We start from the raw sequence: 26,009 nt of genomic DNA, 5'->3' as shown, positions 1-26,009 counted from the left end.
GACACGACGCGCGGGCGCGCACCCCGCGAGCACAGGAGGACTCCCGATGGCCGCACCGAAGCGACTGCTGGCTCTCGCCGTTGCCGCACCCCTGCTCCTCTCCGCGTGCACCACCGAGGGCGGCGGTGGTGGCGAGAGCGCCACGGGCGGTGCGGACGGCGGCGACCTCAGCTTCTCGGTCATCACGCACGGTTCTGCCGGCGACGCGTTCTGGGACGTGGTGCAGAACGGCGCCGAGGCCGCCGGGGAGGACCTCGGGATAGACGTCGACTACCAGAGCGACGGCGACCCGCAGCGCCAGGCGCAGCTGATCGACGCCGCGGTGAACCAGGACGTGGACGGCATCGTCGTCTCCATGGCGAACCCGGACGCACTGCAGGAGTCGGTCGAGGGTGCGGTCGAGGCCGGGATCCCCGTCGTCACCATCAACTCCGGTGGCGACCGGTCGGCCGAGTTCGGCGCCATCGGCCACGTCGGCCAGGACGAGCTGGTCGCGGGCCAGGGAGCCGGCCGGCGGCTGGCCGAGGAAGGCGCCACGAGCGTGCTCTGCGTCATCCACGAGGCAGGCAACATCGGGCTGGACCAGCGCTGCTCGGGCGCCTCCCAGGGCTTCGCCGGCGGCGGCTCGGCGCCCGGGGACTTCACCGTGGTGCAGGTGGACATCAACGACCTCACCGGCGCGCAGTCGACGATCGCATCGCAGCTGCAGGCCGACCCGGGGATCGACGCGGTCCTCACGTTGAACTCCGCGCTCGCCCCCGTCGCGGTGGAGGCCGCCGCGGACGCCGGGTCGGAGGCGTTGGTGGCCACGTTCGACCTCAACGAGGACGTCATCAGCGGCATCCAGGACGGCGACATCGCCTTCGCCGTCGACCAGCAGCAGTACGAGCAGGGCTACCTGCCGATCGTGATGCTCAAGCTGTACGCGGAGAACCTGAACACCGTCGGCGGTGGGCAGGCCGTGCTCACCGGCCCCGGCTTCGTGGACGCCGACAACGTCGACGAGATCGCCGACCTGGCCTCGGAGGGCACCCGCTGAGCACCAGGGAGGCGTCCGCTCCGGCCGAGGAGCGGGTCGACGAGCGGCTGGCCGCGCCGGGGCCGTTCCGCCGGCTGCTGGCGAAGCCGGAGCTGGGTGCGCTGGTGGGCGCCGTCGCGGTGTTCACCTTCTTCGCGGTCCAGTCCGAGGTGTTCCGGTCGCCCCGGGGCATCGCCAACTGGCTCGACCCGGCGTCGACGCTGGGGATCATGGCGGTCGCGGTCGCGCTGCTCATGATCGGCGGGCACTTCGACCTCTCCGCCGGCGTGATGACGGGGACGACCGCGCTGACCGTGGGGATCGTGGCCACCGAGCTCGGCCAGAACATATGGGTGGCCATCGGGGTGGCGCTCGTGCTGGCGCTGGCGATCGGCTTCTTCAACGGCTGGCTGGTCACCCGCACCGGGTTGCCGAGCTTCATCGTCACGCTCGGCACCTTCCTGATGCTCCAGGGGCTGAACCTGGGGCTGACCAAGCTGTTCACCGGCACGGTGACCGTCGGGGGCATCGACGACGCGCCCGGGTACGCCGTGGCCGAGTGGGTCTTCGCCTCGCGCGTCCAGATCCTGGGCGCCGACGTGCGGGTGGCGGTGCTCTGGTGGCTGCTGTTCACCGCGCTGGCGACGTGGGTGCTGCTGCGCACCCGCTTCGGCAACTGGGTCTTCGCCACCGGCGGCGACGACGTGGCCGCCCGCAACGTCGGCGTGCCCGCCCGCCGCACCACGATCACCCTGTTCATGACGACGGCGGCCGCGGCGTGGTTCGTCGGCACCACCCTCGCCGTCCGGCTGACCTCGGTGCAGGCCAACACCGGCATCGGCCAGGAGCTGATCTACATCGTGGCCGCGGTGATCGGGGGGTGCCTGCTCACCGGCGGCTTCGGCTCGGCCGTCGGCGCCGCCCTCGGGGCGCTGATCTTCGGCATGACCCTGCTGGGCATCCCCTACCTGCGCTGGGACGCCGACTGGTTCTACTTCTTCCTGGGCGCGATGCTGCTGCTCGCGGTGCTCGCCAACCGGCTGGTGCGGCGCTACGCCGAGGCGGCCCGGCGATGAGCTCCGCAGCGACGCCCACCCCACCGCTGCTCGAGCTGCGCGACGTCGGCAAGGACTACGGCTCGGTCATCGCGCTCGACGGGATCAGCGCGACCGTGCGAGCCGGGGAGGTCACCTGCGTCCTGGGGGACAACGGCGCCGGGAAGTCGACGCTGATCAAGGTCCTGTCGGGGGTGCATCGGGCCGACCGCGGCGCGGTCCTGCTCGACGGGCGGCCGGTGGCCTTCGGTGCGCCCCGTGAGGCGCTGGACGCCGGCATCGCGACCGTCTACCAGGACCTGGCGATGATCCCGCTGATGTCGATCTGGCGGAACTTCTTCCTCGGCGCCGAGCCCACCCGTGGGTGGGGACCGTTCCGCCGCTTCGACGTCGCCCGGGCCAAGGAGACGACCCGCCGGGAGCTGGCGGCGATGGGGATCGACATCCGCGATCCCGACCAGCCGGTGGGCACCCTCTCCGGCGGGGAGCGCCAGTCGGTGGCGATCGCCCGGGCCGTGCACTTCGGGGCGCGGGTGCTCATCCTCGACGAGCCGACCTCGGCGCTGGGGGTCAAGCAGGCAGGGGTCGTGCTGCGCTACGTGGCGCAGGCGCGGGACCGCGGGGTCGGCGTCGTGCTGATCACGCACAACCCGCACCACGCCTACCCGGTGGGTGACCGGTTCCTGGTGCTCAACCGGGGGCGCAGCATGGGCGAGTTCACGAAGGCCGGGATCAGCCGCGAGGAGCTGACCCGGCTGATGGCCGGTGGGGCGGAGCTGGACGCGCTGTCCCACGAGCTGGAGCGCCCAGCCGGCTGAGCCGGCCGCGGGGACCGCCCGACGGGAGCCGGGGACGCCGTCGGCCATGTCGACATACCGATCGCGACGATGCGGTCACCGAGCGTTCTCGTCGCGGCGCGGCGGAAGTGCCGCGTGTTGCCTTTGTGACTCGGGGTGATAGTGCGACCGTTCGCGGGCCACACCGCCCACCCTCTTCCCCAGGGAGCGAGCACATGTCCCAGCGCCGTCCGACCGGACCGGCGACTCCACGGGCCGGCAGCCGCCGGCCCGTCGCGGGCCGCTCTCCCCGCCCGTTCCGCACGGCCCTGATCGGAGCCGTCGCCGGTGCGACGCTCGTGCTCACCGGCACGCCCGCCGTCGCGGTGCCGCCGCCGCCGCCCAACCCGACCGACGGCCAGCTCGGTGCGGCCAGGAGCGAGCAGGACGCGGCCGCCGCGGAGGTGGGCCGCATCCGCGCCCTCGTCGCCACCGCCGAGGCCGAGCTGGAGCGCGTCGGCGTCCTGGCCGAGGCCGCCGGCACCGCCTACGAGGCGGCCGTGGAGGAGCTGCAGCTCGCCCAGGAGGCCGCCGAGCGGGCTGCCGCCGAGCTCCGGGCCGCCGACGAGGCCGTCGCCGCGGCGGGGCGGCGGATCGCCGCGTTCTCCCGCGACAGCTACATGAACGGCGGGAGCCTCACCAGCTCCGCCGCGCTGCTGGACTCGGAGGGGCCCGGTGAGCTGATCCAGCGCGCCGCGATGCTCGACTACGTGGCGGCCAACCAGCTCGACGTCCTGGGCCAGTTCGAGGTGGCCCGGGTCCGGCAGGCCAACGCCGACTCGACCGCGCGGGCGACCCGCGACCAGCGCGCGGCCGCGGAGGACAGCGCAGAGGCCGCCAAGGAGGCGGCCGACGCCCAGCTCGCCACCCAGCAGGCGGCGTACGCCGAGGTCGAGGCGCAGAAGGCGGCCTACGAGCAGCAGCTGCAGGCCGCCCAGATCCACCTCCTCGAGCTGCAGGGGGCGCGCAACGCCCACGACCAGTGGGTGGCCCAGAAGGCGGCCGAGGAGGCCGCGGCCCGGGAGGCCGCCGAGCGCGCCGCCCGCGAGGCCGAGGCGGAGGCGGCCCGCAACCGCGCCAACGCCGGCGGCGGCAGCAGCGGCGGTGGCAGCAGCGGTGACGGTGGCGGTGGCGGCGCGGTCAGCGGCTCCGGCTACGTCAAGCCGACGTCGGGCCGGGTCTCCAGCTGCTACGGCTGGCGCTGGGGCGCCCTGCACGGGGGCGTGGACATCGCCGCCCCGATCGGGACGAACGTGTACGCGGTCACCAGCGGTGTCGTCCGGCGCGCCGGCACCGCCACCGGCTTCGGCTACGCCGTCTACATCGAGGGCGACGACGGCGCGGTCACCGTGTACGGCCACGTCAACCGGTACTTCGTGTCCGCCGGCGAGCGGGTGTCGGCCGGGGAGCGCATCGCCGAGGTCGGCAACCGCGGGCAGTCCACCGGGCCGCACCTGCACTTCGAGGTCCACCCCAGCGGGCGGATGTACAGCGGTCACGTGGACCCGGTGCCGTGGCTCAACGCCCGGGGGGTCTACGTCGGCGGCTGCGGCGGCTGACCACGGCCCGGTCGTGCAGGGAGCACCCCGGCGCGGAGGAGGGGGCGGCGCATGGGCGGAGGGGTGACCGGGTGCGCGTCCCGGCGGCGGCGCACTAGCGTGCCGGGGGTGGCCCTCCCGACCGATCCCCGCGCCTCGTGGGGCCTCCCCGCCCCCGGCACGCTGCCGCGCACGGCCCAGCTGGAGCCGTTGGTCACCCGGGTGCTGGCGCCCAACCCCTCGCCGATGACCCTCGACGGTACGAACACCTACGTGGTGGGGGACCCGCGCAGCGGGCAGGCGGTCCTGGTCGACCCGGGCCCGGACGACGCCGCGCACCTGGCCGCCGTGGAGGCCGCGCTCGCCGCGCGGCAGGCGCGCTGCGTCGCCGTCCTGGTCACCCACCACCACGGGGACCACGCCGAGGCGGCGCGACCGTGGGGTGCCCGCCTCGGCGCCCCCGTCGCCGCGGCTTCGGGCGACGTCGCGGGTCCCGGCGGACGGGTCCTCGCACCGGGGGAGCGGCTCACCCTGGCCGGGACGGCGATCGACGTCGTCGGTACGCCCGGCCACACCGCTGACCACCTGGCCTTCCGCCTGGAGTCCGGGGCGGTCCTGGTGGGCGACCACGTGCTGGGGCGGGGCACCTCGGTCGTCACCCACCCCGAGGGCGACGTGGTGGCGTACCTGGAGTCGTTGCGGCGGGTGCACGACCTGGGGCCCAGCGCCCTCTACTGCGGCCACGGCCCGGAGCTGACCACCGATCCCGGTGCGGTCCTGGAGTACTACCTGGCACACCGGGCCCACCGCGAGCAGCAGCTGCTCGACGCGCTGGCCGGTGGCGCCGGCAGCGTCGACGAGCTGGTCGCGGCCATCTACGCCGACGTGCCCCGCGAGGTCTGGCCGGCCGCGGCGCAGTCCACCCGGGCCACCCTCGCCAAGCTCGCCGCCGACGGCCGCGTCGTGCTGGGCGACGACGGAGGGGTGCGCCCGGCATGAGCGGGGCGGGGATCGCCGTGGTCACCGCCGCCGCCGCCGAGCGCGACCAGCGGCGCGCCGCAGCCGCGCTCGCTGCCGCCGGGGTGCGGGAGGGCGACCGCGTGCTCGTGTCGGCGACCTCCTCACCGGCGCTGCTCGCCGTCGTCCTCGGCGCCCTGCGCACCGGCGTCGTGCCCGTGGTGCTCGACCCGGCGCTGCCGGCCGAGGAGCGCGCGGCACTGGCCGTCGACGCCGACCCCGCGCTGGACGTCGGGGCGGACCCGGCGCGGTTGCTCGGCGACGCGGAGGCCACGCTGGCCCCGGTGCCCCTGGCGCGTCCCATGCACTACACATCCGGCACCACCGGCCGGCGCAAGGGCGTGTGGTCCGGCGTCCTGGCCGCCGACGACGCCCGCGCCCTGGCCGGCGAGGAGATCGAGCTGTGGGGCTTCGGTCCGGGGGACCGGCACCTCGTCCTCTCGCCGCTGCACCACAGCGCGCCGCTGCGGTTCGCGATCCACACCCTGCTGGCCGGCGGAGAGGTGCTGCTGCCCGGCCCCTTCGACGCCGCCCGCGCCGCACGGGCGATCTCCACCCGCCGGCCGACGACAGCGTTCTGCGTGCCCACCCACCTGCAGCGGTTGCTCGCCCGGGACGACGTCGACTGGTCGTCGTTCCGCCGGCTGGTGCACGCCGGCGCGCCGTGCCCCGAGCCGCTCAAGCGCGCCGTCCTCGCGGCGCTGCCGACGGGCAGCGTGTGGGAGTTCTACGGCTCCACCGAGGCGCAGTTCACCGTCTGCTCGCCCGAGGACTGGCTGGCCCACCCCGGCAGCGTGGGGCGGGCCCGCCCGGGGCGGCGGCTGGAGACCGACGAGCGCGGCCAGCTCTGGTGCGCGGTGCCCCGCTGGGCCCGCTTCGAGTACTGGCGGGCGCCCGAGAAGACGGCTGCGGCCTGGCGGGGGGAGCGGGTCACCGTCGGCGACCTGGGCAGGGTCGACGACGACGGCACCGTCTGGCTGGACGGCCGGCGGGAGGACCTGGTCATCTCGGGTGGGGTGAACGTCTACCCGGCGGAGGTGGAGGCGGTCCTCGACGCCCATCCCGGCGTCGTGGAGAGCGCGGTGTTCGGCATCCCCGACCCCGAGTGGGGGCAGCGGGTGGTGGCTGCCTACGTCGGCGAGGCGGACGCCGGCGCGCTGGCCGCCTGGGCCCGGGAGCGGCTGGCGCCGGCCAAGCGCCCCAAGTCGCTGCACGCGCTGGCGGATCTGCCCCGCACCTCGACCGGCAAGGTGCGCCGGCTGGACCTGCCGGGGGTGCTGGGCCTGGCCGGTGGCTGAGCACTGGGACGTCGTCGTCGTCGGTGCCGGCACGTCCGGGTGCCCGCTGGCCGCCCGGCTGGCCGACGCCGGCCGGCGGGTGCTGCTGCTCGAAGCGGGGGCGCACCACCCCGATCCCGCGCGCGTCCCGCCCGAGCTCCGCGACGCCGGCAGCCTGCGCGCCGCGGTGAGCGGGCACCCGGCCAACTGGGACCTGCCCGGGGTGCTCCCCGGGGGGCGGCCCGTGCGGGTGCCTCGCGGCCGGGTGTCCGGGGGCTCCAGCGCGGTCAACGCCGGGTACTTCGTGCGCCCGACCCCGGCCGACGCGGCCGGCTGGGCCGCTGCGGGCAACGACCTGTGGGCGTGGGAACTGCTGCTCCCGGCGCTGTGCCGGCTGGAGAGCGACCGCGAGTTCGGCGACCGCCCCGGCCACGGGGCCGACGGGCCGGTGCCGGTGACGCGCCCGCGGAGCGGCCCGCCCCTCGCCGCGGCGTTCGCCGCCGCGGCGGAGGAGCTGGGGGTCCCGGCCGAGCCGGACAAGAACGCCGGTGGGGCACCCGGCTACGGGCCGCTGCCGCGCAACGTCGTCGACGGCGTCCGGATCAGCACCGCGGCGGCCTACCTGGCCCCGCGCCGCGGGCACCCCGGCCTCACCGTGCGTGGCGGCGTCCGGGTGCAGCGGGTGCTGGTCGAGCAGGGCCGTGCGGTGGGGGTTCGCACGACCGCCGGCGAGGTGCGTGCCGAGGAGGTGGTGCTGGCCGCCGGGGCGGTGGGGTCGGCGCACCTGCTGCTGCTCTCGGGGATCGGTCCACCGGACGTGCTGCGGGCCGCCGGCATCGACCTGCTGGTCGAGGCTCCGGGGGTGGGGCAGCGGTGCTCGGACCACCCGCTGGTCTACCTGCCCTTCCGGCCCGTGCCGGGCAGCGCGGCTCCGCCCGGCACGTCGCCGCTGCACGGGGTCCTGCACGGGTCATCCACCGGTGCGGAGGCGCCGGGCGACCTGGAGCTGCTGCCGTGGCTGGCACCGTTCGCGCAGGTGATGACGGGGCGCGCCGCGCCGGAGGGCGAGGTGGTCGAGCTCGGCGTGGGGCTCCAGCGGACGGTCGGCCGTGGGCGGCTGGTCCTCGACGGGCGTGACCCGGCGGCTCTCCCGGTCGTGGAGTACGGGCACCTGGCGGAGGAGGCCGACCGCCGCCGGATGCGGGAAGGGGTGCGGATGGCGGCGGAGCTGCTGCGGACCCGCGCCCTGACCGTGGTGGGCGTGCCCGCCGGCGAGCCGACCGGCTCGGTGCTCACCGACGACGTCGCGCTGGACGCGTGGATCCGCGCCCGTCTGACGACCGCCGTCCACCTGTCGGGGACCGCGCGCATGGGGCCGGACAGCGATCCGGGGGCGGTGGTCGACCAGCGGCTGCGGGTGCGCGGGGTCGAGGGGCTCCGGGTGGCGGACACGTCGGTGCTGCCGCAGGTGCCCAGCCGCGGCCCGGCCGCCACCGCCGTGCTGGTCGGGGAGCGGGCCGCGGAGCTGATGGCCGGGCGCTGAGCCGTGCGGCCCGGCGCGGGTCCCGGCGGCGCGAAGGGTGCAGCCGCCGGGACCCGGGCTCCGGGGTCAGCGGATGGCGGGCATCTCGCTGGTGGTGGTCGGGGCCGACCAGGCGTCGGGGTGCGGCCGCCCGGCGTCGGACACCCAGGCCGGGGTGCGGGGTCCGCTCTGCGGCCCGCGGCTGGTGGTGGCCGGGCGGGCGCTCAGGCTCACGATCGCGGCCAGCAGCACGACGAGGCCGACCAGTACACCGCCGAGGACCAGGAGCGTGGAGAGCATGTACACAACGTAGGCGGTTGATGCTCCGGTGTCACCGGGCAGAAGTGCCCGAAGATCGGCCGGCAGGTGCGCAGACTTCACCTGCGTTCTCCAGTCGCGCCCCAGGCGCCCCAGCACGGTCCGCCCAGGTGAGCACCCGGATTCGCCGGTCTGCCGTCGCCGGTTGCCCGGCGGTCGACGGCGGGTAGGGCAGGCGCCGTCGGTCGAGCGGAGGATGTCGTGCCGGATCTGGTGACAGCTGCGGGGCAGGTGGTCGCGGTGCCGCTGGGCGCCGTGGCGCGCTGGCGGCACGGCCGCCCGATGCACCCGCGTGGCGCGGTGCTGGCCGGGGTGCTGGACCGGCAGGGGGCGAGGCCGCCGTTCGGGGTCCCGTGGCTCGACGGCGCAGGTACCGACGAGGTCGTCGTCCGGATGTCACGGGGCGCCGGGCTCCCGCCCCCGCTGCCCGACGTCCTGGGGCTGGCGATCCGGCTGACCGGTGCGGACGGCGCTCCGGTGGACCTGCTGCTCTCGACCACCGGGCGCGGCCGGCTGACGCGGCGGCTGCCGGTGCTCCGGACGGACGCGGCGGCGACCTACGGCTCGATCATGGCCTACCGATCGGCCGTCGGGCCGGTGCGGCTGGCCGCCCTCCCGCAGGCGTCCTCCCTGCCCTCCGACCCCGCCCCGCTGGCCGCGGCCGCCTCCTCCGGCGACGTCGTCTTCACCCTGGCGGCCGCCCGCGGCGCGGAGGACTGGCGCCCCTTCGCCACCGTGCGGGTCACCGGCCGGCTCGGCTCGCTGGACACGGACCTGCGCTTCGACGCGGTCCGGAACCCGCCGCCGGGGCTGGCGGCCGACGGCCCGCTCGCCCGCTTCCGCGAGCCGGCGTACGCCACCGCGCGCGAGATCGGCCGCACCGACTGGTGACACGCCGGGCATGCCGACTCACCCGATGGAGTTGATCACCGGTTGCCCGGGGGAGGAGTGGGGTAAGCAGAACCGGACCGGGCGCAAGGACGTCGCCGGGCGCTGAGGACGTCGAGCGGCACCGTCGTGCTGTCGTGAGGCTCCACCGCACGAGGAGACGCACCCGCGCGTGACGCACGCAGAACCCCCGCTCCCGGGGCTGTCCCCGACGCCGGGGGCCGGCATCCGGGTGGTGTCCATCCCGCACACCGACCCCTACGTGGACGCCGTGCTCCCCGAGGGGGCGATCCGGGTCGGCGCCCCCGCCGCACCCAGCCCGTGGCTGGATCTCGCCCACCTGGCCGCCCATGCCGGTGAGGTCGACGTCGTCCACCTGCACGCCGTCCACGGCTACCTGGGCGCGACCGAGCTCGAGGCGTGGGCCGAGGAGCTGCAGCGGCTCGGCATCCCGCTCATCGTCACGGTCCACCAGCTGCGCGATCCGCAGCGCCCCTCGCCCGCGGAGACCGACGGCCACCTCGCCGCGGTGCTCGCCACGGCCGAGGTGGTGCTCACCCTCACCCCGGGGGCGGCCGACGAGATCGCCGAGCGGTACGGGCGTACGGCGATCGTCGTGGCACACCCGTCCATCGCCGTCCCCGACCCGGAGCTGGGCGCCGAGCGGGGCCTGGTCGGCGTGCGGGTGGGGCCGGCGTCCAGCGCGGTGCCCGACCCCGTGGGGCTGGTCCGCGCGGCTCTCTCGGGCGCTCTCTCGGGCGGTGGCCGGCTGCGGGTCCTCGTCGACGAGGCGGAGGCGCCGGCCCTGGATCCCGGGATCGTCGCCCTCGCCGACGCGGGCGAGCTGGAGCTCGTCCGGTACCGCGACGGGGAGTGGCCCGCCCAGCTGCAGCAGCTGCACGCCGCGGTGCTGCCCGAGCGGTGCGGCACGCACTCGGCCGACGTCGAGATCTGCCGCGACGTCGGCACCCGGGTGGTGGCGCCGAGCTGCGGGTGGTTCGCCGACCAGTGGTCGGACGTCGTGCCCTACGCCAACGACGAGCGCACGGGCCTGGACCCGGTGTCGCTGACCGCCGCGATCGGCGCGGCGCTGATCCGGCCCATGCCGCGGCCGGCCGAGCGGGGCTGGCGGGAGGACCAGCGCGCCGCCGTGCGCGAGGTGCACGGCGAGGTCTACGCCCAGGTGGTGGCCGACCGCAGCTGGGCGTGAGACGACGACGGGCCCGGCAGCTGCCGGGCCCGCGCGGTGAGAAGAGTGTGGGCAGGGGCGGGGTCGAACCGCCGACCTCTCGCTTTTCAGGCGAGCGCTCGTACCGACTGAGCTACCTGCCCCTTCCGGTGACCTCACCGGAGAGCGACCCTGACGGGACTCGAACCCGCGACCTCCGCCGTGACAGGGCGGCGCGCTAACCAACTGCGCTACAGGGCCTTGCTGGTGGTGCTGGTGCTGCGTGCCCCCAACGGGGTTCGAACCCGTGCTACCGCCTTGAAAGGGCGGCGTCCTGGACCGCTAGACGATGGGGGCTCGTGTTCGCCGGGGGCAGCGAGAACAATACATGGCTCCCGAGCCCCGCCCGAGGCGGGGTCCCCCGAGGGGGTCGGCGCGCCGGACGACCCGGCTCAGCCGACGGTGGCCCGCAGCTCCACCGAGTCGTCGGTGACGCTGGAGCAGGCGAGCTCCAGCGGGCCGGCGGAGACGCTCTCGCCCTCGGCGCAGGACACGGTGGTCCCACCGACGGTCAGCGTGGCCCGGCCGTCCTGCACGCTGTCGAACGCCAGCGTGGTGCCGAGGATCTCGGCCTCCGCGCCGTCGCCGGAGAGGGTCGCCGTGCACGTGCCCCCGGAGCACGAGACGTTCTGGGAGGAGAGGCTGCAACCGGTGACCGCGGCGAGCGAGAGGCCGCCGGCGAGCACCCCTGTGGCGAGCCGGGCGACGCGGGTCGTCGACGTCATGCCGGGAGCGTAGGGCCCGGCGCTCATCCCGGCGGGGAGGCCGGCGCGAGCGGGGCGCCGCCCGGCGCTGGCGGCAGGACCACGCCACCGCCCGCCCCCGGCTCGACGACGGGGGGCTCCACTTCCCCGACCACCGGGGGCTCCACCCCGCCGACGGCCGGGGGCGCCACCCCGCCGCCCGGGAGCTGGGCCTCGTCGGCCGAAGGTCCCTCCGCGACGATGGTGCGCTCCACCGTCACCTCCGTGGACCCCAGCCCGCCGAGCGTGATGTCGTCGTAGGCCTGCAGCGCGCCGGTCGCCGGGTCGAGGTAGAGCACGGTGCAGGCGAGCGGCTCCGGGTACTCGCCCTCCAGCGCGCGCAGACCTGCACCGCCGGTCGAACCCTGCACCATCAGCAGGGTCTCGTCGGAGAGCTCCTCGACCACCCGGTTGTGCGTGTGCCCGGCGAGCACCAGCGGCACGAGGCCGTCGAGCGGCGGCGCCTGCTTCGGGTCGTGGACCATCGCGATGGCGGGCTCCTCGGTCAGCGTCCGGGTGTAGTCCGCCAGCTCCTCGCCGGACAGCTCGAGGACGTCGGCCCCCGCGTCGTCGTCGCCGGTGCTCTTGTCGGGGGTGAAGCGGGGGTCGGGCGTGCCCACGATCCGGATGCCGGCGACGCTCACGTCCGAGTCGTCCAGGACGGTCACGTTGGGCTGGGCGGCGAGGATGCTCGCCGTGGTGGCCGAGTCGTGGTTGCCGCGGATGTAGACGTAGGGCACATCGAGGTCGCCGACCGCGGTGATCAGCCGGTTCTCGGGCTCGCTGCCCCAGTCGGTGAGGTCGCCGGTGTCGAGGATGCCGTCGACGTCGAACTTCTCCGCGACCTGCCGGACCAGGTCGAAACCCGAGGGGTTGAGGTGGATGTCGGACACGTGCAGGAGGACCACGGAGTCGCCGGTGCCGCTCGGGGTGGGCAGCGCGGACAACGTCGCGTAGAGGGTGCCCACGTTGGCCACCAGGTCCTCCAGGGACGCCCGGTAGGCGTCGAACCGGGCGACGATGTCCTGGGCGTTGCCGATCAGGCTGTTGGCGTTCACCAGCAGCCCGGTGTACGTCGGCTGGGACAGAGCCTCGGGTCGCCACGTGGCGGCGCCGAGGGCTCCCGTGCCGGCCAGCAGCGCCGCGGTGATGCCGACGGCGATGAGCGGCTCCCGGCGTCGGCGCAGCACGACCCAGGAGGTGAGCGCGGCTCCGGCGAGCGCGACCAGCACGGTCACCCAGACCAGCCGGACCACGGCGGACTGCAGGTTCTCGGTCACCCGGTCCACGACGCCGGCCAGCCGCACCGGGTCGGTCGCCAGCGCCTGCGCGCGGGCCTGGTCGACGCTCTGCAGCGAGATCTCCAGCCGGAGCGGGCCGTCGTAGGCGTCGACCGCGAGGGAGCCCAGCGGCGGGACGGCGACCTCCGCCCCGCCGGAGGCGGGGCGGAAGGCGAGCGTGGCGTCGAACGGCCCGATGGGGGCGGAGACCTGGGCGAACAGCAGGACGGCGACGAGGGCACCGATGAGCGCGATGACCACCCGTCCGGCCCAGCGGCCGGCCACCCGGGCGCGGCCGGGCCAGGGAGACGTCGACGCGGTGGGCTCGCTCACCCGGATCACGCTAGCGATGTCCGGGTCGGCCTTCAGACCGGCGCGGCGCTGCGCTCACATCCGGGCGGGTGCGGGGCGGAAGATCCAGCGCAGCGCGATGAACCGCATGAGGCCGATGAAGGCCGTCACGCCGGCGACCGTGGCGATCTGCAGGACGGGGTGGGTGCCGTCGGTGAGGGCATCCAGCAGGCCCAGGGCGGTGCTGGTGGCGAGCAGGCCCAGGACGGTGACGCCGCCGGCCTCCCACTGGGCGGTGAACCAGTGCACCCGCTGGTCGGCGTGGAACGTGCGCCGGCGGTGCAGTTCGTTGGCCAGCACCGTGGAGACCGCCGTCGCCACGAGGTGGGCCGGCAGGTAGCCCCAGCCGTGCCCCGCCACGAACAGCACCGCGTAGACAACGGTGGTGACCGCGCCGACCAGCACGAAGCGCAGGAACTGCGCCGAGGTGGCGTCCCCGTGCAGGCCCTGCACCGTCATGTGCGACAGGTCGCCGACGGCGTCGGCGGCGTGGCCGCGGCGGAGCAGGGACGGGCAGGTCACGGGGGAGGTCCTCCGGTGGGTCGCAGGTGAACAGGACAAGGATTCTCTTCGGCAGAACCCCTGTCACCTCTGAACATGCCTGGCGGGCCTGAGACTCACCCGTGTCCTTGCTCACTGTCACCTGTGAGGGCCCGTGCGCAGTCGTCGGGGTGCCGTGCGTCGAGCCGGGTCCGCGCGGGTAGGGGGCGCCCATGAGTCTCATGGGCTTCCTGGACCGCATCGCGGACGTGTCGGCGTTCGACAAGGCCATCGAGCCCGCGCGGCGTGCCGTGCTCGGCATGCCGAGCGCGGTCAAGGACGTCCTGCACGGCACCTGGCTGGGGCATCCGCTGCACCCGGTGCTGGTGCAGGTGCCGGTGGGTAGCTGGGTGTCGGCCGGACTGCTGGACGCCGTTCCGCCGCTGCGGCCGGCCGCCACGGTGCTGATCGGCACCGGGGTGGCCGCGGCCGTGCCGGCGGCCCTGTCGGGAGCGGCGGACTGGTCGGAGCAGGGCGCCGGCGTGCGCCGGCTCGGAGCGCTGCACGCGGTGATGAACACCGCGGCGCTGGGGCTCTACGCCGGCTCGCTGGTGGCGCGCTCCCAGGGCAGGGGCGTGCTGGGCCGGGCGCTGGCGTACGCGGGACTGGGCCTGGCGGGGAGCTCGGCGGCCATCGGCGGGCACATGTCCTACGCGCAGTCCTCGGGCGCTTCGCACGCGGCCACCGCCGTCCGGGCGCTGACCACCGACTGGGTCGACCTGGGACCGCTCGACGACCTGCCCGAGGGGCGGCCGGCGCTGCGCACCGGGAAGGGCGGCAGCATGTCGGTGCCGCTGGCCGTCGTCCGCCGCGGCGCGCGGGTCGACGTCTTCGTCGGGGCCTGCTCCCACCTGTCCGGTCCGCTGGACGAGGGCGCGGTGGAGACCGTGCGCGGCAGCGAGTGCCTGGTGTGTCCGTGGCACGGCTCCGCGTTCGACCTGGACAGCGGCGAGCCCCGCCGCGGGCCGGCGGCCAACCCGCAGGAGAAGCTCGAGGTGCGCATGGACGCCGGCCGGGTCATGGCCCGGGTGCCCAGCCGGCACCGCTGACACAGCAGCCGCGCCGCCCTGCGCTGCGGCGCCATGAGGCGGACGGCCGTCGGGCTGGGGGTGCTCCTCGCGGCGACCGCCTGCGGTACGCAGCCGGCCGTTCGGCAGGCGGAGCCACCGCCGTCGACCGCCGCGGCCCCGCGGGTGGCGGCGGTGCCCGGCGTCGCGGCCGAAGCGGTCCGCCTGCGCACCGACGAGGCCGTCGGCGGGCGGATCCAGGTGCGGGTCACCCACACCGGCGGCGCGCCGTACACGGTGACCGCGGTGGCGCTGGACGCGCCGGGTTTCGCGCCGCTCCCGCCCACCCAGGTGAGCGCCGCGTTCGTGCCCGGGCGCGTCACCGACCTGCCGACCCCCTACGGCGAGGCGGTGTGCCCGGCCGGCGGCGGGCCCGCGACGGCCCGGCTGGCGCTGTTGCGGCCCGACGGCACGGTGGAACAGGTGCGGGTGGCGCTGGACGGGGCGGCGCTCGACCGGGCCCACGAGGAGGAGTGCGGGGCCCGTGCGGTGGCCGACGCGGTGGAGCTCGGGGTGAGCGGGCCGCGGGCCGGGCCCGATCGGATCACCGCCCGCCTGACGCTGGCCCGGCGCGCGGCCGACGCGCGGGTCCTCGTGGAGCGGGTGGGCGGCAACGTCCAGTTCGACGTCGCGGCGGAGGTCCCGCTCGAGCTGCCCGCGGGGAGCGGCGCCGCGGAGGGGGAGCTCACCATCACCGTGGCCACGTGCGATGCGCACGTGCTGGCCGAGGCCAAGCAACCGCACCTCTTCCCCGTGGGGGTGCGGATCGGCGGACGACCGGAACTGGTGGTCGACCTCCCCGTCGACGAGGAGTTGCGTGCGGCCCTGGGCGAGCTGGTCCGGCAGGTGTGCCGGCGCGGCTGAGACCGCGGGGGAGAAGAAGCCGGCCCGGCCGCCCCGGGGGGAACGGGTCAGCCGGGCCGGGGTCGTACCCGCCCGGCGCCGGAGCGCGGGGCGGAGGATGCGGCGGCCGGGGGCGCGGAGTCGCGTTCCCCGACCGGAACGGTGATGACGGTACGTAACCGCCGGGGTCGACCGCGATCCCCTGAACGGGTGGACCGTACCGAAGAGCGGTGACCCACTGCACAGAGGTGTGGCTTCCGGGTGCGCGGGCACCTCCCAGGGATGTTCTTCCTGTTCTCCAGCCGTCTCGGCTGCCTCGGCTCGCTGCTCGTGTCGGCGCTGCTGACGCTCCTGCTGCTCCTGGTGCTGGGCGTGCTGTGACGACGACGCCCGGGTGACCCGTCCTGTGCAGACCGGTCACCCGGGCGTGGCCGTGGTGTCGAGCGGGCTGCCGCTGATCAGCCGTTGAGCTCCAGCGTCTGCCTGGTCTCCGCGCGCACCTGGGCCAGCAGCGCCGGCTCGTCGTTCAGCGAGTGGCCGTACGAGGGGATCGCCGTCTGCAGCAGCGGGCGCCAGGCGTCGATGCGCTGGGGGAAGCACCGCTCCAGGAGGGTCAGCATCGCCGAGACGGCGGTCGAGGCGCCGGGCGAGGCGCCGAGCAGGCCGGCGATGCTGCCGTCCCCGCCGACGATGAGCTCGGTGCCGAACTGCAGCACGCCCTTGCCCGACTTCGGGTCCTGCTTGATGACCTGCACCCGCTGGCCGGCGGTGACCATGTCCCAGTCGCCCTTCTCGGCGGTGGGCACGAACTCCTGCAGGGTGCGGTGCCGGGCCGACCGGCTCTGCATCAGCTCGCCGATCAGGTACTTCGTCAGCGCCATCTCGGTGCGGGCCACGCCGAGCATGGAGCCGAGGTTGTTCGGCTTGACGCTCTTCGGCAGGTCGAACATCGACCCGGCCTTGAGGAACTTGGGGGAGAAGCCGGCGTAGGGCCCGAACAGCAGCGAGTACTCGCCGTCGATCAGCCGGAGGTCCAGGTGCGGCACGGACATCGGCGGGGCGCCGACGGCGGCCTGGCCGTAGACCTTCGCCTGGTGGCGGCCGACCAGCTCGGGGGACCGGGAGCGCAGGAACATCCCGCTGACCGGGAAGCCGCCGAAGCCGCGGATCTCGGGGATGCCGGCCTTCTGCAGGAGGGGCAGGGCGCCGCCCCCGGCGCCGACGAAGACGAAGCTCGCGCGCATCGTCACGCGGTCGCCGGTCTCGGTGTCGCGGACGGTCACCTTCCAGCGGCCGTCGCTCTCCTTCTCGAGGGCGTCCACCCGCTGGTTGACGTGGACGTTCACCCCGCGGGTGGCGGCGTCGTCGAGCATGAGGCGGGTGAGGGCACCGAAGTTGACGTCGGTGCCGGCGACCGAGCGGGTGGCGGCCACGATCTGCTCCGGGTCGCGCCCCTCCATCATCAGCGGCAGCCAGTCGGCCATCTCCGCCGGGCTCTCGGTGTACTCCATCCCCTCGAACAGCGGCTGGGCGCTCAGGGCGGCGTAGCGGTTGCGCATGTAGGTGCGGCCCTGCTCGCCGGTGACGAAGCTCAGGTGGGGAACGGGCGAGATGAACTCCTTGGGGGAGCCCGTCATGCCGGCGCGGACCAGGTGCGACCAGAACTGGCGCGACACCTGGAACTGCTCGTTGATCGTGATGGCCTTGCTCGGGTCGACCCGGCCATCGGGGCCCGCGGGGGTGTAGTTCAGCTCGCAGAGGGCGGCGTGCCCGGTGCCGGCGTTGTTCCAGGGGCCCGAGCTCTCGCGCGCGACGGCGCTGCCCGACTCGAAGACCGCGACGCTCCACTCGGGGGCGACGACCTGCAGCAGCTGCGCGAGGGTCGCGCTCATGATGCCGCCGCCGACGAGTACGACGTCGGGGTTCGCGCTGTCGGGAACGCTGCGCTCGGAAGTCACGTCTGCCTCTCTGGCTGTGTGCTCGGCCCGGCGCCGCAGCGCCTCCTCAACGATCGTCGGCCGGATTCGGCCGCTGCATGCGATCGCGGGCGTATGAGGTATGTCACCACGCTTCGTGGGTGCGGCCTCTCAAGGTTATGACCGGTGCCGCCGGGGGTGATGCGCGGGCCGACGCAGCGGTTCCGGTCCGCCCGCCGCCGCCCGTGAGGAAGGGGCGGGAGCCCCGCCGGCGGTAGCCTTCCGCCGGGTGTCGCCGGCCCGTCGCCGCGCGCTCCCGCAGGCCTCTGGTGCCTGCAGAAGACTCCTCTTACCTGCGCTTTCGCTCGGCAGCCGAACGGTCCACCAGGCCGTTCCGGTGCCCTGCAGACCCATCGCCGCACCTCCTAATGCACTATGTTGCACTGTAGGAGGCAGCGTAGATGAGTGCGGTGGGGACCACGCAAGGGAGGCGGCACAGATGACGGCGGAAGTGGTCGCAGTCAACGAGGTGATCGGGCAGCGGGTTCGGCAGCACCGGACCGCCCGCGGCTGGACCCTTGATGAGCTGGCCGACCGCTCCGGGGTCAGCCGCCGCATGGTGATCACCATCGAGCACGGCGAGGGCAACCCGAGCATCGCCACGCTGCTGCGGATCAGCGACGCCCTCGGTGTCGGGCTGCCCGTCCTAGTCGACGTCGAGCGCCCGCACACCCTGACCGTGACCGCGGCCGGGCGGGCCCCGGTGCTGTGGCACGGGGACCACGGCGGGCAGGCGGTCCTGGTCGCCGGCACCCAGCCGCCCGACGTCGTCGAGCTGTGGGACTGGTCGATGCAGCCGGGCGATGCGAACACCAGCGAGGCGCACAGCGCCGGCACCCGGGAACTGCTGCTCGTCCTGGAGGGCGCGGTCGACCTGCGCGTCGGTGACCGGACCGAGCGGCTGACCGTGGGCGACTCCGCGGCCTTCGCCGGCGACGTCGCCCACGGCTACGCCACCCCCGCCGACGCCGCCGGCCCCGCCCGCTTCGCCCTCACCGTGTTCCAGCCCCACGTCACCGGGAGCCATTCATGACCGACCCCCAGCAGTGGCTCGCCGCCGCCACCGTCGACGACGCCGTGTTCGCGCTGCGGCCGGACTACCGCGTGGTGCTGCTAACCGCCGAGGGCCTGCAGGGCGGCCCCAGCGATGAACTGAGCGAGCAGGTCCTCGCCGCCGCCGAGGCGACCACGCGTAAGCGGCTCGACGGGCGCAAGCCCGAGGAGCTGCCGCACCTCGCCTCGTGGCGGGAGGCCTACCGGGCCTTCGGCGCCAAACCGCAGCGCACCCGGCCCAGCGTCGAGGCCCTGATGCGCCGGCTCGACCCCGGCGGCCTGCCGCGCATCGACCGGATCACCGACGTCTACAACGCCGTCTCCATCTCCTCCATGCTGCCCTTCGGTGGGGAGGACCGCGCCGCCTACGCCAGCCCGCCGCGGCTGGTCCGCGCCGACGGCACCGAGGCCTTCGACACCATCGCCGGCGGCGAGGCGGTCGTCGAGCACCCGGAGGTCGGCGAGGTCGTCTGGCGCGACGACGTCGGCGTCACCTGCCGCCGCTGGAACTGGCGCCAGTGCACCCGCACCGGCATCACCACCGCCACCACCAGTGCCGTCTTCATCCTCGACGTGCTCGACCCGCTCACCGATGACGACGCACACGCCGCAGCCGACGCGCTCACTGAGGGCCTGCTCACCTTCAGCCCGGACGCCACCTTCCACCGCCGGCTGCTCACCCGCGCCGACGGAGGTGCACCGTGCTGATCCACCCCCGGGACGACGCCCACGATCACCCGTCGCGCGCCTGGCCGGCCGACGGGTGAGCGCAACGCTGGACACCAGGCGCCGTCCCCGCTGGGGTGTCCGGTTCAGCCGGCAGGAGATGGCGCTGATCGCCGTCACCGCCGTGTGGGGCGCGACGTTCCTCATCGTCCACCTCGCCATGCAGCACGGCGGGCCGCTGCTCTTCGTCGGCCTACGCTTCCTCGCCGCCGGCGCGATCAGCCTGGTCGTCTTCCGCCGGACGCTGACCGGGCTGACCCGGCGGGAGCTGGGTGCCGGCGCTGCGATCGGAGTGACGATCTTCGGCGGCTACGCACTGCAGACCATCGGGCTGCAGACGATCCCCAGCAGCACCTCGGCGTTCCTCACCGCGCTCTACGTCCCGCTCGTGCCGCTGCTGCAGTGGGCGGTGTTCCGCCGCGCGCCCAAGCCCGCCGCCTGGGCCGGGGTGGCGCTCGCCTTCACCGGGCTGGTCCTGCTGGCCGACCCCGCCTCGGCGGGGCTGACGCTGAGCACCGGAGAGCTCCTGACGCTGGTCAGCACCGTCGCCATCGCCGCGGAGATCGTCCTCATCGGCCTGTTCGCCGGCACCGTCGACCTCGGCCGGATCACCGTCGTACAGCTGCTCGTCGGCGGCGCCCTGTCGGTAGCGATGATGCCCGTCGTCGGCGAGGCCGTCCCGTCCCTCTCCTGGCTCTGGCTCGCCGCTGCGATCGGTCTCGGCGCCGCCAGCTGCCTCATCCAGATCACCATGAACTGGGCCCAGCGGTCAGTGTCCCCGACCCGGGCCACGGTCATCTACGCCGGCGAGCCGGTGTGGGGCGGCATCATCGGGCGCCTCGCCGGCGAACGACTGCCCGGCCTCGCCATCGTCGGCGCCGCCTTCATCGTCGCCGGCGTGCTCGTCAGCGAGCTCAAGCCCCGGACTCGGGGCCCCCGCCGTCACCGAGACGACGTCGACCGAGAGTCGGCACGACGGCCGGATCGGCACGCGCATGGCTGGGAGTGTCCTTCGGCGGAACAGGCTGCCCTTCGCGGGAGCGGCGACGCCTCGCAGGTGTCCTTGCCCGGACCGACGAAACGACCGCCGGAATCCGCGCACCCCGATTGACGGGCATCGGCGAGCTCGCACGGTCGCTCTGGGGTGGGCGGGACGCCTGACCGCAACAGGTCCCCTCCCGGGCACATCTGGACGAGTTCGTCGCCGCCTACCGGCCCGGTGCCCGGGACGAGCGGGTGGAGTCCCAACGGTTCCGGCGGTTCAGCTACGAGGAGCTGATCGCCCGGGCGAAGGTGAACCTCGACATCGCCTGGCTCAAGGACGACTCCCTCGAGGACCCGGACAGCATGCTGGCACCGGAGGTGCTCATCTTCGAGATCCAGGAGGAGATGGCCGCCATCCTCAAGCAGTTCGGCGAGATCGCTGTTGACCTCGGCGTGGAGCCGCTCGAGGTCGCCGAGTAGCGCACGCGGGGACGACGAGCCCCGAGGCGCCGCAGGCCGAGCGGTAGCCTCGCACAGGGCCGCAGACGGCCCCAGATGTCTCACGCGTTGTGTGGTGAGTTGTGTGGGGGGATCTCTGCACCCACCGGGCCTCTAGCTCAACTGGCAGAGCAGCGGACTTTTAATCCGCGGGTTGTGGGTTCGATCCCCACGGGGCCCACGACCGTCCGCCGGCGCGACGCCACGAGACGGCGCCCGCCGCGAGGGGCCCGCCGTCGACGGGCGCCCACCGGTCACTCCCGGCGGTTAGCGTGCCGCCATGGCCGAGCTGGTGCTGTTCCACCACGCGCAGGGGCTGACGCCCGGGTGCCTCGCGTTCGCCGACGAGCTGCGCGCGGACGGGCACGTCGTCCACACGCCCGACCTGTACGGGGGACGCACGTTCGACACCCTCGAGAACGGCGTCGCGCACGCCCAGGAGCTCGGCTTCGGCACGCTGCTGGAGCGGGGCCGCGCGGCTGTCGCGGAGCTGCCCGAGCGGCTGGTCTACGGCGGCTGGTCCCTCGGGGTCATGCCGGCGCAGCTGCTGGCGCAGACCCGCCAGGGTGCTGCCGGCGCGGTGCTGATGCACGCCGCCGTGCCGCTCGGTGAGTTCGCCGACGGCTGGCCCCCGAACGTGCCGGTGCAGTTCCACGTGATGGACGCCGATGAGTGGGGGGACGTCGACGTCGCGCGGGATCTCGCCGACGCGATCGACGGTGCGCAGCTGTTCCTCTACCCGGGCGACCGGCACCTGTTCAGCGACCGCAGCCTGCCCGACCACGACCCGGGTGCCGACGCCCTGCTGGTGCAGCGTGTGCGGGCTTTCCTCGCCGGCCTGCGATAGCCCCGCGACACGCCGGCGCGGCGGGTCCGCGGCGGGATGACCGACCCGGCCGTCGACCCCCGCCACGCTCGTGAAGGGTTGGCTTGTCGACAGGTCGGCGCTCCGGGCGAGGGGTCACCGCCCGCCCGGGCACCGCTGCGCAACGAAACGGCCACGGGCCAGGTCCGGAACCGCTCGAAGCGGCCTTCGCGGGGCCCAGTCGTCCCTAGCCTTCGGGTCATCCGCGGTGCTTCCCAGCCGCGGAGCACCACCTGCGAGGAGCCCCTGTGCACGCCACCGCATCACCTGTCCGCACGCCGTCCCTCCCTCTGCGCGAGGTCGCCGGCGACCCGGGTCTGGACCTGCTGAGAGAGCTGATGGTGGAGGAGCCGGCCCCCGCGCCACCGGTGGTGCGCCCGCCGCACCCCGGGTGGGCAGCCCGCGTGCAGGAGTGGACGCACCGCGCGGCGTCCTGGGGCGAGGGGCCGCAGGGGGCCTGGCGTGCCTGGTGAGCTGCTGGCCATCGCCGCGCCGCTGCTGGGGTGCGGCGGGCTGATCGCGCTCGTCGTCGTCCTTGCTGCGAGCTCCACCGCCCGGTACGAGTTCGAGCGCAACGCCGTGCGGGCGCACCGTGCGGCCGTCCACACGCCGCAGCTCGCCGGCCAGGGCGCCGGCCGTGCGTCCGCTGACGACGCCGGCGTCGAGACCGTCGGCGGTGCGGCCCAGCATCCCGAGACGGAGCGGGCGGCCGTCGGCCTGGCCACACACCCGGCCGGGCGGAACCTCCCCGACGGCTCGGCGGCGACCGGCTGGTGGCTGGTCGACGAGCACGGCGGTGCGGCGGTGGCCGGGCCGTTCGCCGACTCGATCGACGCCGAGTGGGCGCGCCTCGCCGGGGACCTGACCGACAGCACGCGGATCGTCCACGGCGGACGGCGGGCGGACGGCGGGGTGGTCCGGCGGCAGTCGGCGGAGGAGCGCGACTGGCTGGCCGATCTCGGGGACCAGCTCGACCTGCTCCCGGAGGACTGGGATCCGTTCATGATCGACGACGACGACGTGCTGACCACGTTGGCCGTCGACGTCACCGCCGCGCTGCTCGAGGCCGGTCTGCCCCTGCACGACTGCGAGGGCCGGGAAGGGGTGGGGCACGCCGTGGGCGGGGTCTGCCTGACGCCGCACCCGGACGCGGCCGGCGTCCTCGTGACCTGGCGCCAGCACGACCGGATGAGCCTCCACCAGGCCCGTGGCGGCGCGATGGAGGCCGCCGTGCAGCGGTCGATGACCACCGCCGTCGGCACCGTGCTGCGGCTGATGGGCTTCCAGGTGGAGGACTTCGGCTCCCCCGGGTGCCACCTGGTGACGGCACCGCTCCGCTGACCGGCGCGCGCGGGCTCACTGCCCGCGATCGGCCCCCGGAACCGGCGGCACCACGAGCACGGCGCGCTTGCGCAAGCGGGCCGGCAGGCGGGCGCCGGCCGACGGCAGGCGCGCGGCCTCCGGGCGGGCGGGACGGGGGGCCAGCTCGATCACGGATCTCCTCGGGGGTCGGGGCGTGCCGTGAGCATCCCCGGCAGGTCTGACGGTTTCCCGGTGGGCGGCTGTGAACCGCCTGTGCCCTCCTGCCCGCGTCACCTCACCTGGACGGGTGGGGACCGATCTCAAGTGCCGTGCATCACGACCCGATAGGAGCAGCGTGCGCACACACCAGGACGTGGATCGCGGGCGACGCCGCGGCGTGCCGCTGTGGCGGTACCTGACCGCCCTCGTGCTGCTGCCGGTGATCGGCGTCGCCGTGCTGACGGTGGCGGCGGCCCAGGCGCGCGCGGCCGAGGCCGACAGCGCCGAGCGGGCCGAGGTGGCCGTGCGCGCACTGGCCCTGCTCGACGCCGCGCGCAGCGGCGTGGAGCAGGAGATGATCCCCGTCCTGTCGCTGTCGGTCATCGGTGATCCGGCGGCCGCGGCGGCCCTCGGGCTGCCCGACTTCTTCCTGCGTGCCCAGCGGCAGTCCGCGATCGACGAGGCGGCCCGTGCGCGAGCCGTCACCGACCAGGCCCTGGCCCGGGTGCCGGCGGGATCGGTCGGCGCGGCGGCCGCGGCGCGCGCCGCGGACGACCTGGCGGAGCTGCGCCGGGCCGACCAGGCGGGCCGGCTGGACATCGAGGCGCTGCACCTCCGGTTCCTGCGGGTCTCCAACGACCTCACGAACGCGCAGGCGGCAGCCGCCGCGGCGGCGACCTCCGAGGGCGTCCCCGAGGACACGCTGCGGGCCATCCGCGACGTCCAGACCGTGGCGCAGCTGGCGCAGGCCGCCGGCCGGCAGATGCCCCTGTTCATCGGCTCGTTGCTCGCCGAAGGTGGCGACGACCTGATCGGCTCCCGCACCGCCTGGGAGACCCAGTGGCTGGACTACCTGGACGCCCAGCGCCGGATGGCGACCCTCTCGGGCCAGGGCCTGCGGGACGCCTGGGACGAGGTCCGCACCTCCGACGTCGTCATCCAGCTGGACGGCCTGCTCGCGCAGGGCCTGGCCGACGCCGGCCGCGCCGACATGCCGCTCAGCGATCTGGTCACCGTCCTGTTCCAGAGCCAGGACCGCAGCGTGATGCTGGCCGACCTGGTCGAGACGGCGGTCGACGAGGCGCGGCAGCTCGTGGCCGCGGACCGCGAGCGCGCCAACGACCGGTTCCAGGTCGTCCTGCTCATGGGGGCCGGCCTGCTCGTCGTCTCCCTGCTCGGCGCCTTCTTCCTCGGCCGCAGCGTCACGCGGGCGCTCCGCCTGCTCGCCGCCCAGGCGACCGAGATCAGCGAGGGGTCGCTGGTCGAGGTGGAGGTCGCCGGGCCGCGGGAGGTCCGGACGGTCTCGGCAGCGCTCGGCTCGGCCGTCGCCGGCCTGCGCCGGATCCAGGACCAGGCGCAGGCCGTGGCGCGCGGCGACCTCGACGACGCGCTCCTGGACGAGCCCCTGCCCGGCCCCCTCGGCGAGGTCGTCCACGCCTCGGTCAAGGCGATCGTCACGTCGGTGCGCCAGCGCGAGGAGCTGCAGTTCGCCCTCGCGCACCAGGCCACGCACGACCCGCTGACCGAGCTGCCCAACCGTGCGCAGGCCCTGACCCTCGTGACCTCGGCCCTGCACCGCGGCCGGCGGTCCGGGGAGATGACCGGTCTCCTCTTCATCGACCTGGACGGCTTCAAGGCCGTCAACGACGGGCACGGCCACGCGGCCGGTGACGCGGTGCTGCGCGAGGTGGCCGGCCGGCTCCGGGCGGCCGTGCGGCCGGGCGACGTCGTCTGCCGCCTGGGCGGCGACGAGTTCGTCGTCCTGGTCGAGCCGGTGCACGCCGAGCACGACCTGATCGACCTCGCCGAGCGGCTCATCGCCTCGGTCAGCGAGCCGATCCCGGTGGGGGCGCTGGCGGTCGGCGTCGGCGCCAGCGTCGGCGTGGCGATCAGCCGCGACGGCGGCACCGACGCCGACGTGCTCTTCGCGGAGGCCGACACCGCTGCGTACCGGGCCAAGGCGCACGGCCGGGGCCGGGCGGAGATCTTCGACGAGACGCTCCGGCTGCAGCTGAACGAGCAGGCCGAGCTCGAGACGGCCATCCGCCACGGCCTGGTCAGCGGCGAGATGCACCTGGTCTACCAGCCGGTCATGGACCTGGCGTCCGACCGGCTGACCGGGTACGAGGCGCTGGTCCGCTGGGACCGGCCGGGCGTCGGCCCGGTCCCGCCGGACCAGTTCATCCCGGTCGCCGAGCGGTCCCGCCTCGTCGGGGACATCGACCGCTTCGTGCTCCAGGAGGCGACCCGCCAGCTGGCGCAGTGGCGGGTGGAGTTCCCGGTGGCTCCGGGCCGGCCCGAGCCCACCGTCGCGGTGAACATCTCCGGTCGGCACCTCGCCGACCGCCGGGTGGTCACCGACGTCGCCGACGCGCTCGCCACCTCGGGGCTGCCGGCGCGGCTGCTGGTCCTCGAGGTCACCGAGACCGTGCTGGTGGACGACCCGGCCGCGTACGACCACCTGACCGAGCTGCGGGCCATGGGCGTCGGCATCGCCATCGACGACTTCGGCACCGGGTACACCTCGATCGGGCAGCTGCGGAACATGCCCGTGGACACGCTCAAGATCGACCGGAGCTTCGTGGCGTCGGGGGAGCCCGCCCACCTCGAACTGGTCGCCCTGATGATCCGCGCGGCGCACACGTTCGGCCTGACCGTCGTCGCCGAGGGCGTCGAGGAGGACGCGCAGATGGCGCGGCTCCGGGCACAGGCCTGCGACCGGGCGCAGGGCTACCTGCTGTCCCGGCCGCTGCCCGCGGCCGAGGCCGGCGCGCTGCTGCGCCGCAAGGAGGAGACGGCGATCCCCAGCACCTGAGGCGGGGTGAAGTCCGCCGTGCGCTGCCGCACGCCGTGGGGTGTGCCACC

Annotated in this window: 25 protein-coding genes and 4 tRNA genes; 20 read left to right on the top strand and 9 right to left on the bottom strand. The window is 75.0% G+C overall.

The window, feature by feature from the left end; translation table 11 throughout:
- Positions 1–46: 46 nt before the first annotated feature.
- The 7 genes from ACI79S_RS10385 to mftG all read left to right on the top strand — a co-directional run bounded on the left by ACI79S_RS10385 (position 47) and on the right by mftG (position 8,284).
- The gene (locus ACI79S_RS10385) at positions 47–1,039 is read left to right on the top strand and encodes a sugar ABC transporter substrate-binding protein (protein WP_456593348.1); all 993 of its coding nucleotides are present in this window, start codon (positions 47–49) and stop codon (positions 1,037–1,039) included.
- Between the two features lie 104 nt (positions 1,040–1,143).
- Positions 1,144–2,094, top strand: coding sequence for an ABC transporter permease (locus ACI79S_RS10380; protein ID WP_456593347.1), 951 nt, complete (start codon positions 1,144–1,146; stop codon positions 2,092–2,094).
- Entirely contained in the window at positions 2,091–2,891 is an 801-nt protein-coding gene (locus ACI79S_RS10375) for an ATP-binding cassette domain-containing protein (protein ID WP_456593346.1), read from the top strand. The genes ACI79S_RS10380 and ACI79S_RS10375 overlap by 4 nt, the downstream gene beginning before the upstream one ends.
- Positions 2,892–3,085: 194 nt before the next feature.
- Positions 3,086–4,468: a M23 family metallopeptidase gene (locus ACI79S_RS10370; RefSeq protein WP_456593345.1), complete on the top strand. Its 1,383-nt coding sequence runs from the start codon at positions 3,086–3,088 to the stop codon at positions 4,466–4,468.
- A 108-nt stretch (positions 4,469–4,576) separates the two neighbouring features.
- Positions 4,577–5,446, top strand: a complete 870-nt coding sequence (locus tag ACI79S_RS10365; protein WP_456593344.1) for an MBL fold metallo-hydrolase — start codon at positions 4,577–4,579, stop codon at positions 5,444–5,446.
- A complete protein-coding gene (locus tag ACI79S_RS10360) occupies positions 5,443–6,762 on the top strand; it encodes a class I adenylate-forming enzyme family protein (RefSeq protein WP_456593343.1) in 1,320 nt (439 codons plus the stop codon). Before ACI79S_RS10365 ends, ACI79S_RS10360 begins: the two co-directional genes overlap by 4 nt.
- Positions 6,755–8,284: a mycofactocin dehydrogenase MftG gene (mftG, locus tag ACI79S_RS10355; protein ID WP_456593342.1), complete on the top strand. Its 1,530-nt coding sequence runs from the start codon at positions 6,755–6,757 to the stop codon at positions 8,282–8,284. Before ACI79S_RS10360 ends, mftG begins: the two co-directional genes overlap by 8 nt.
- Before the next feature lie 66 nt (positions 8,285–8,350).
- Here mftG and ACI79S_RS10350 read toward each other — a convergent pair whose 3' ends face one another.
- On the bottom strand, positions 8,351–8,563 hold the full coding sequence (locus tag ACI79S_RS10350; RefSeq protein WP_456593341.1) for a hypothetical protein: 213 nt from the start codon (positions 8,561–8,563) through the stop codon (positions 8,351–8,353).
- Positions 8,564–8,782: 219 nt separating this feature from the next.
- Here ACI79S_RS10350 and ACI79S_RS10345 point away from each other — a divergent pair, with 219 nt between their 5' ends.
- Positions 8,783–9,472 (top strand): phosphodiesterase, encoded by a 690-nt coding sequence (locus ACI79S_RS10345; RefSeq protein WP_456593340.1) that lies wholly within the window; start codon positions 8,783–8,785, stop codon positions 9,470–9,472.
- Between the two features lie 169 nt (positions 9,473–9,641).
- Complete coding sequence (locus ACI79S_RS10340; protein WP_456593339.1) at positions 9,642–10,679, top strand: glycosyltransferase; 1,038 nt, start codon at positions 9,642–9,644, stop codon at positions 10,677–10,679.
- Between the two features lie 48 nt (positions 10,680–10,727).
- Here the strand turns inward: ACI79S_RS10340 and ACI79S_RS10335 are convergent.
- The 6 genes from ACI79S_RS10335 to ACI79S_RS10310 form a co-directional block, all read right to left on the bottom strand.
- Positions 10,728–10,801, bottom strand: a tRNA-Phe gene (locus ACI79S_RS10335).
- A 23-nt stretch (positions 10,802–10,824) separates the two neighbouring features.
- Positions 10,825–10,898: transfer RNA gene (locus ACI79S_RS10330), tRNA-Asp, on the bottom strand.
- 23 nt (positions 10,899–10,921) lie between these two features.
- A tRNA-Glu gene (locus tag ACI79S_RS10325) sits at positions 10,922–10,994 on the bottom strand.
- A gap of 95 nt (positions 10,995–11,089) precedes the next feature.
- Complete coding sequence (locus ACI79S_RS10320; protein ID WP_456593338.1) at positions 11,090–11,422, bottom strand: hypothetical protein; 333 nt, start codon at positions 11,420–11,422, stop codon at positions 11,090–11,092.
- 23 nt (positions 11,423–11,445) lie between these two features.
- Positions 11,446–13,053 (bottom strand): metallophosphoesterase family protein, encoded by a 1,608-nt coding sequence (locus tag ACI79S_RS10315; RefSeq protein ID WP_456593337.1) that lies wholly within the window; start codon positions 13,051–13,053, stop codon positions 11,446–11,448.
- Between the two features lie 54 nt (positions 13,054–13,107).
- Complete coding sequence (locus ACI79S_RS10310; protein WP_456593336.1) at positions 13,108–13,593, bottom strand: GtrA family protein; 486 nt, start codon at positions 13,591–13,593, stop codon at positions 13,108–13,110.
- A gap of 191 nt (positions 13,594–13,784) precedes the next feature.
- On the opposite strand from ACI79S_RS10310, the gene ACI79S_RS10305 reads away from it, so the two are divergent.
- Together ACI79S_RS10305 and ACI79S_RS10300 are read left to right on the top strand one after the other, a co-directional pair.
- Entirely contained in the window at positions 13,785–14,660 is an 876-nt protein-coding gene (locus ACI79S_RS10305) for a Rieske 2Fe-2S domain-containing protein (protein ID WP_456593335.1), read from the top strand.
- A gap of 33 nt (positions 14,661–14,693) precedes the next feature.
- A complete protein-coding gene (locus tag ACI79S_RS10300) occupies positions 14,694–15,542 on the top strand; it encodes a hypothetical protein (RefSeq protein ID WP_456593334.1) in 849 nt (282 codons plus the stop codon).
- A gap of 437 nt (positions 15,543–15,979) precedes the next feature.
- Here the strand turns inward: ACI79S_RS10300 and ACI79S_RS10295 are convergent, their stop codons facing one another.
- Entirely contained in the window at positions 15,980–17,479 is a 1,500-nt protein-coding gene (locus ACI79S_RS10295; protein ID WP_456593333.1) for a malate:quinone oxidoreductase, read from the bottom strand.
- A gap of 457 nt (positions 17,480–17,936) precedes the next feature.
- Here ACI79S_RS10295 and ACI79S_RS10290 point away from each other — a divergent pair, with 457 nt between their 5' ends.
- The 8 genes from ACI79S_RS10290 to ACI79S_RS10255 all read left to right on the top strand — a co-directional run bounded on the left by ACI79S_RS10290 (position 17,937) and on the right by ACI79S_RS10255 (position 22,964).
- Complete coding sequence (locus tag ACI79S_RS10290; protein WP_456593332.1) at positions 17,937–18,530, top strand: helix-turn-helix domain-containing protein; 594 nt, start codon at positions 17,937–17,939, stop codon at positions 18,528–18,530.
- Positions 18,527–19,258: a B3/B4 domain-containing protein gene (locus ACI79S_RS10285; RefSeq protein WP_456593331.1), complete on the top strand. Its 732-nt coding sequence runs from the start codon at positions 18,527–18,529 to the stop codon at positions 19,256–19,258. Before ACI79S_RS10290 ends, ACI79S_RS10285 begins: the two co-directional genes overlap by 4 nt.
- Before the next feature lie 55 nt (positions 19,259–19,313).
- Entirely contained in the window at positions 19,314–20,387 is a 1,074-nt protein-coding gene (locus tag ACI79S_RS10280) for a DMT family transporter (RefSeq protein ID WP_456593330.1), read from the top strand.
- A gap of 125 nt (positions 20,388–20,512) precedes the next feature.
- Positions 20,513–20,740 (top strand): hypothetical protein, encoded by a 228-nt coding sequence (locus ACI79S_RS10275; protein WP_456593329.1) that lies wholly within the window; start codon positions 20,513–20,515, stop codon positions 20,738–20,740.
- A 126-nt stretch (positions 20,741–20,866) separates the two neighbouring features.
- Positions 20,867–20,939: transfer RNA gene (locus ACI79S_RS10270), tRNA-Lys, on the top strand.
- Between the two features lie 99 nt (positions 20,940–21,038).
- Positions 21,039–21,605 (top strand): dienelactone hydrolase family protein, encoded by a 567-nt coding sequence (locus ACI79S_RS10265; protein WP_456593328.1) that lies wholly within the window; start codon positions 21,039–21,041, stop codon positions 21,603–21,605.
- A 266-nt stretch (positions 21,606–21,871) separates the two neighbouring features.
- On the top strand, positions 21,872–22,096 hold the full coding sequence (locus ACI79S_RS10260; RefSeq protein WP_456593327.1) for a hypothetical protein: 225 nt from the start codon (positions 21,872–21,874) through the stop codon (positions 22,094–22,096).
- Positions 22,086–22,964 (top strand): hypothetical protein, encoded by an 879-nt coding sequence (locus ACI79S_RS10255; protein ID WP_456593326.1) that lies wholly within the window; start codon positions 22,086–22,088, stop codon positions 22,962–22,964. Before ACI79S_RS10260 ends, ACI79S_RS10255 begins: the two co-directional genes overlap by 11 nt.
- 15 nt (positions 22,965–22,979) lie before the next feature.
- Here ACI79S_RS10255 and ACI79S_RS10250 read toward each other — a convergent pair whose 3' ends face one another.
- Positions 22,980–23,117: a hypothetical protein gene (locus tag ACI79S_RS10250; protein ID WP_456593325.1), complete on the bottom strand. Its 138-nt coding sequence runs from the start codon at positions 23,115–23,117 to the stop codon at positions 22,980–22,982.
- A 163-nt stretch (positions 23,118–23,280) separates the two neighbouring features.
- Here ACI79S_RS10250 and ACI79S_RS10245 point away from each other — a divergent pair, with 163 nt between their 5' ends.
- A complete protein-coding gene (locus ACI79S_RS10245; RefSeq protein WP_456593324.1) occupies positions 23,281–25,959 on the top strand; it encodes a putative bifunctional diguanylate cyclase/phosphodiesterase in 2,679 nt (892 codons plus the stop codon).
- Positions 25,960–26,009: the final 50 nt, after the last annotated feature.

It is taken from the genome of Blastococcus sp. SYSU DS1024 (assembly GCF_054050795.1).
This window is presented reverse-complemented; position numbering and strand designations above follow the sequence as displayed.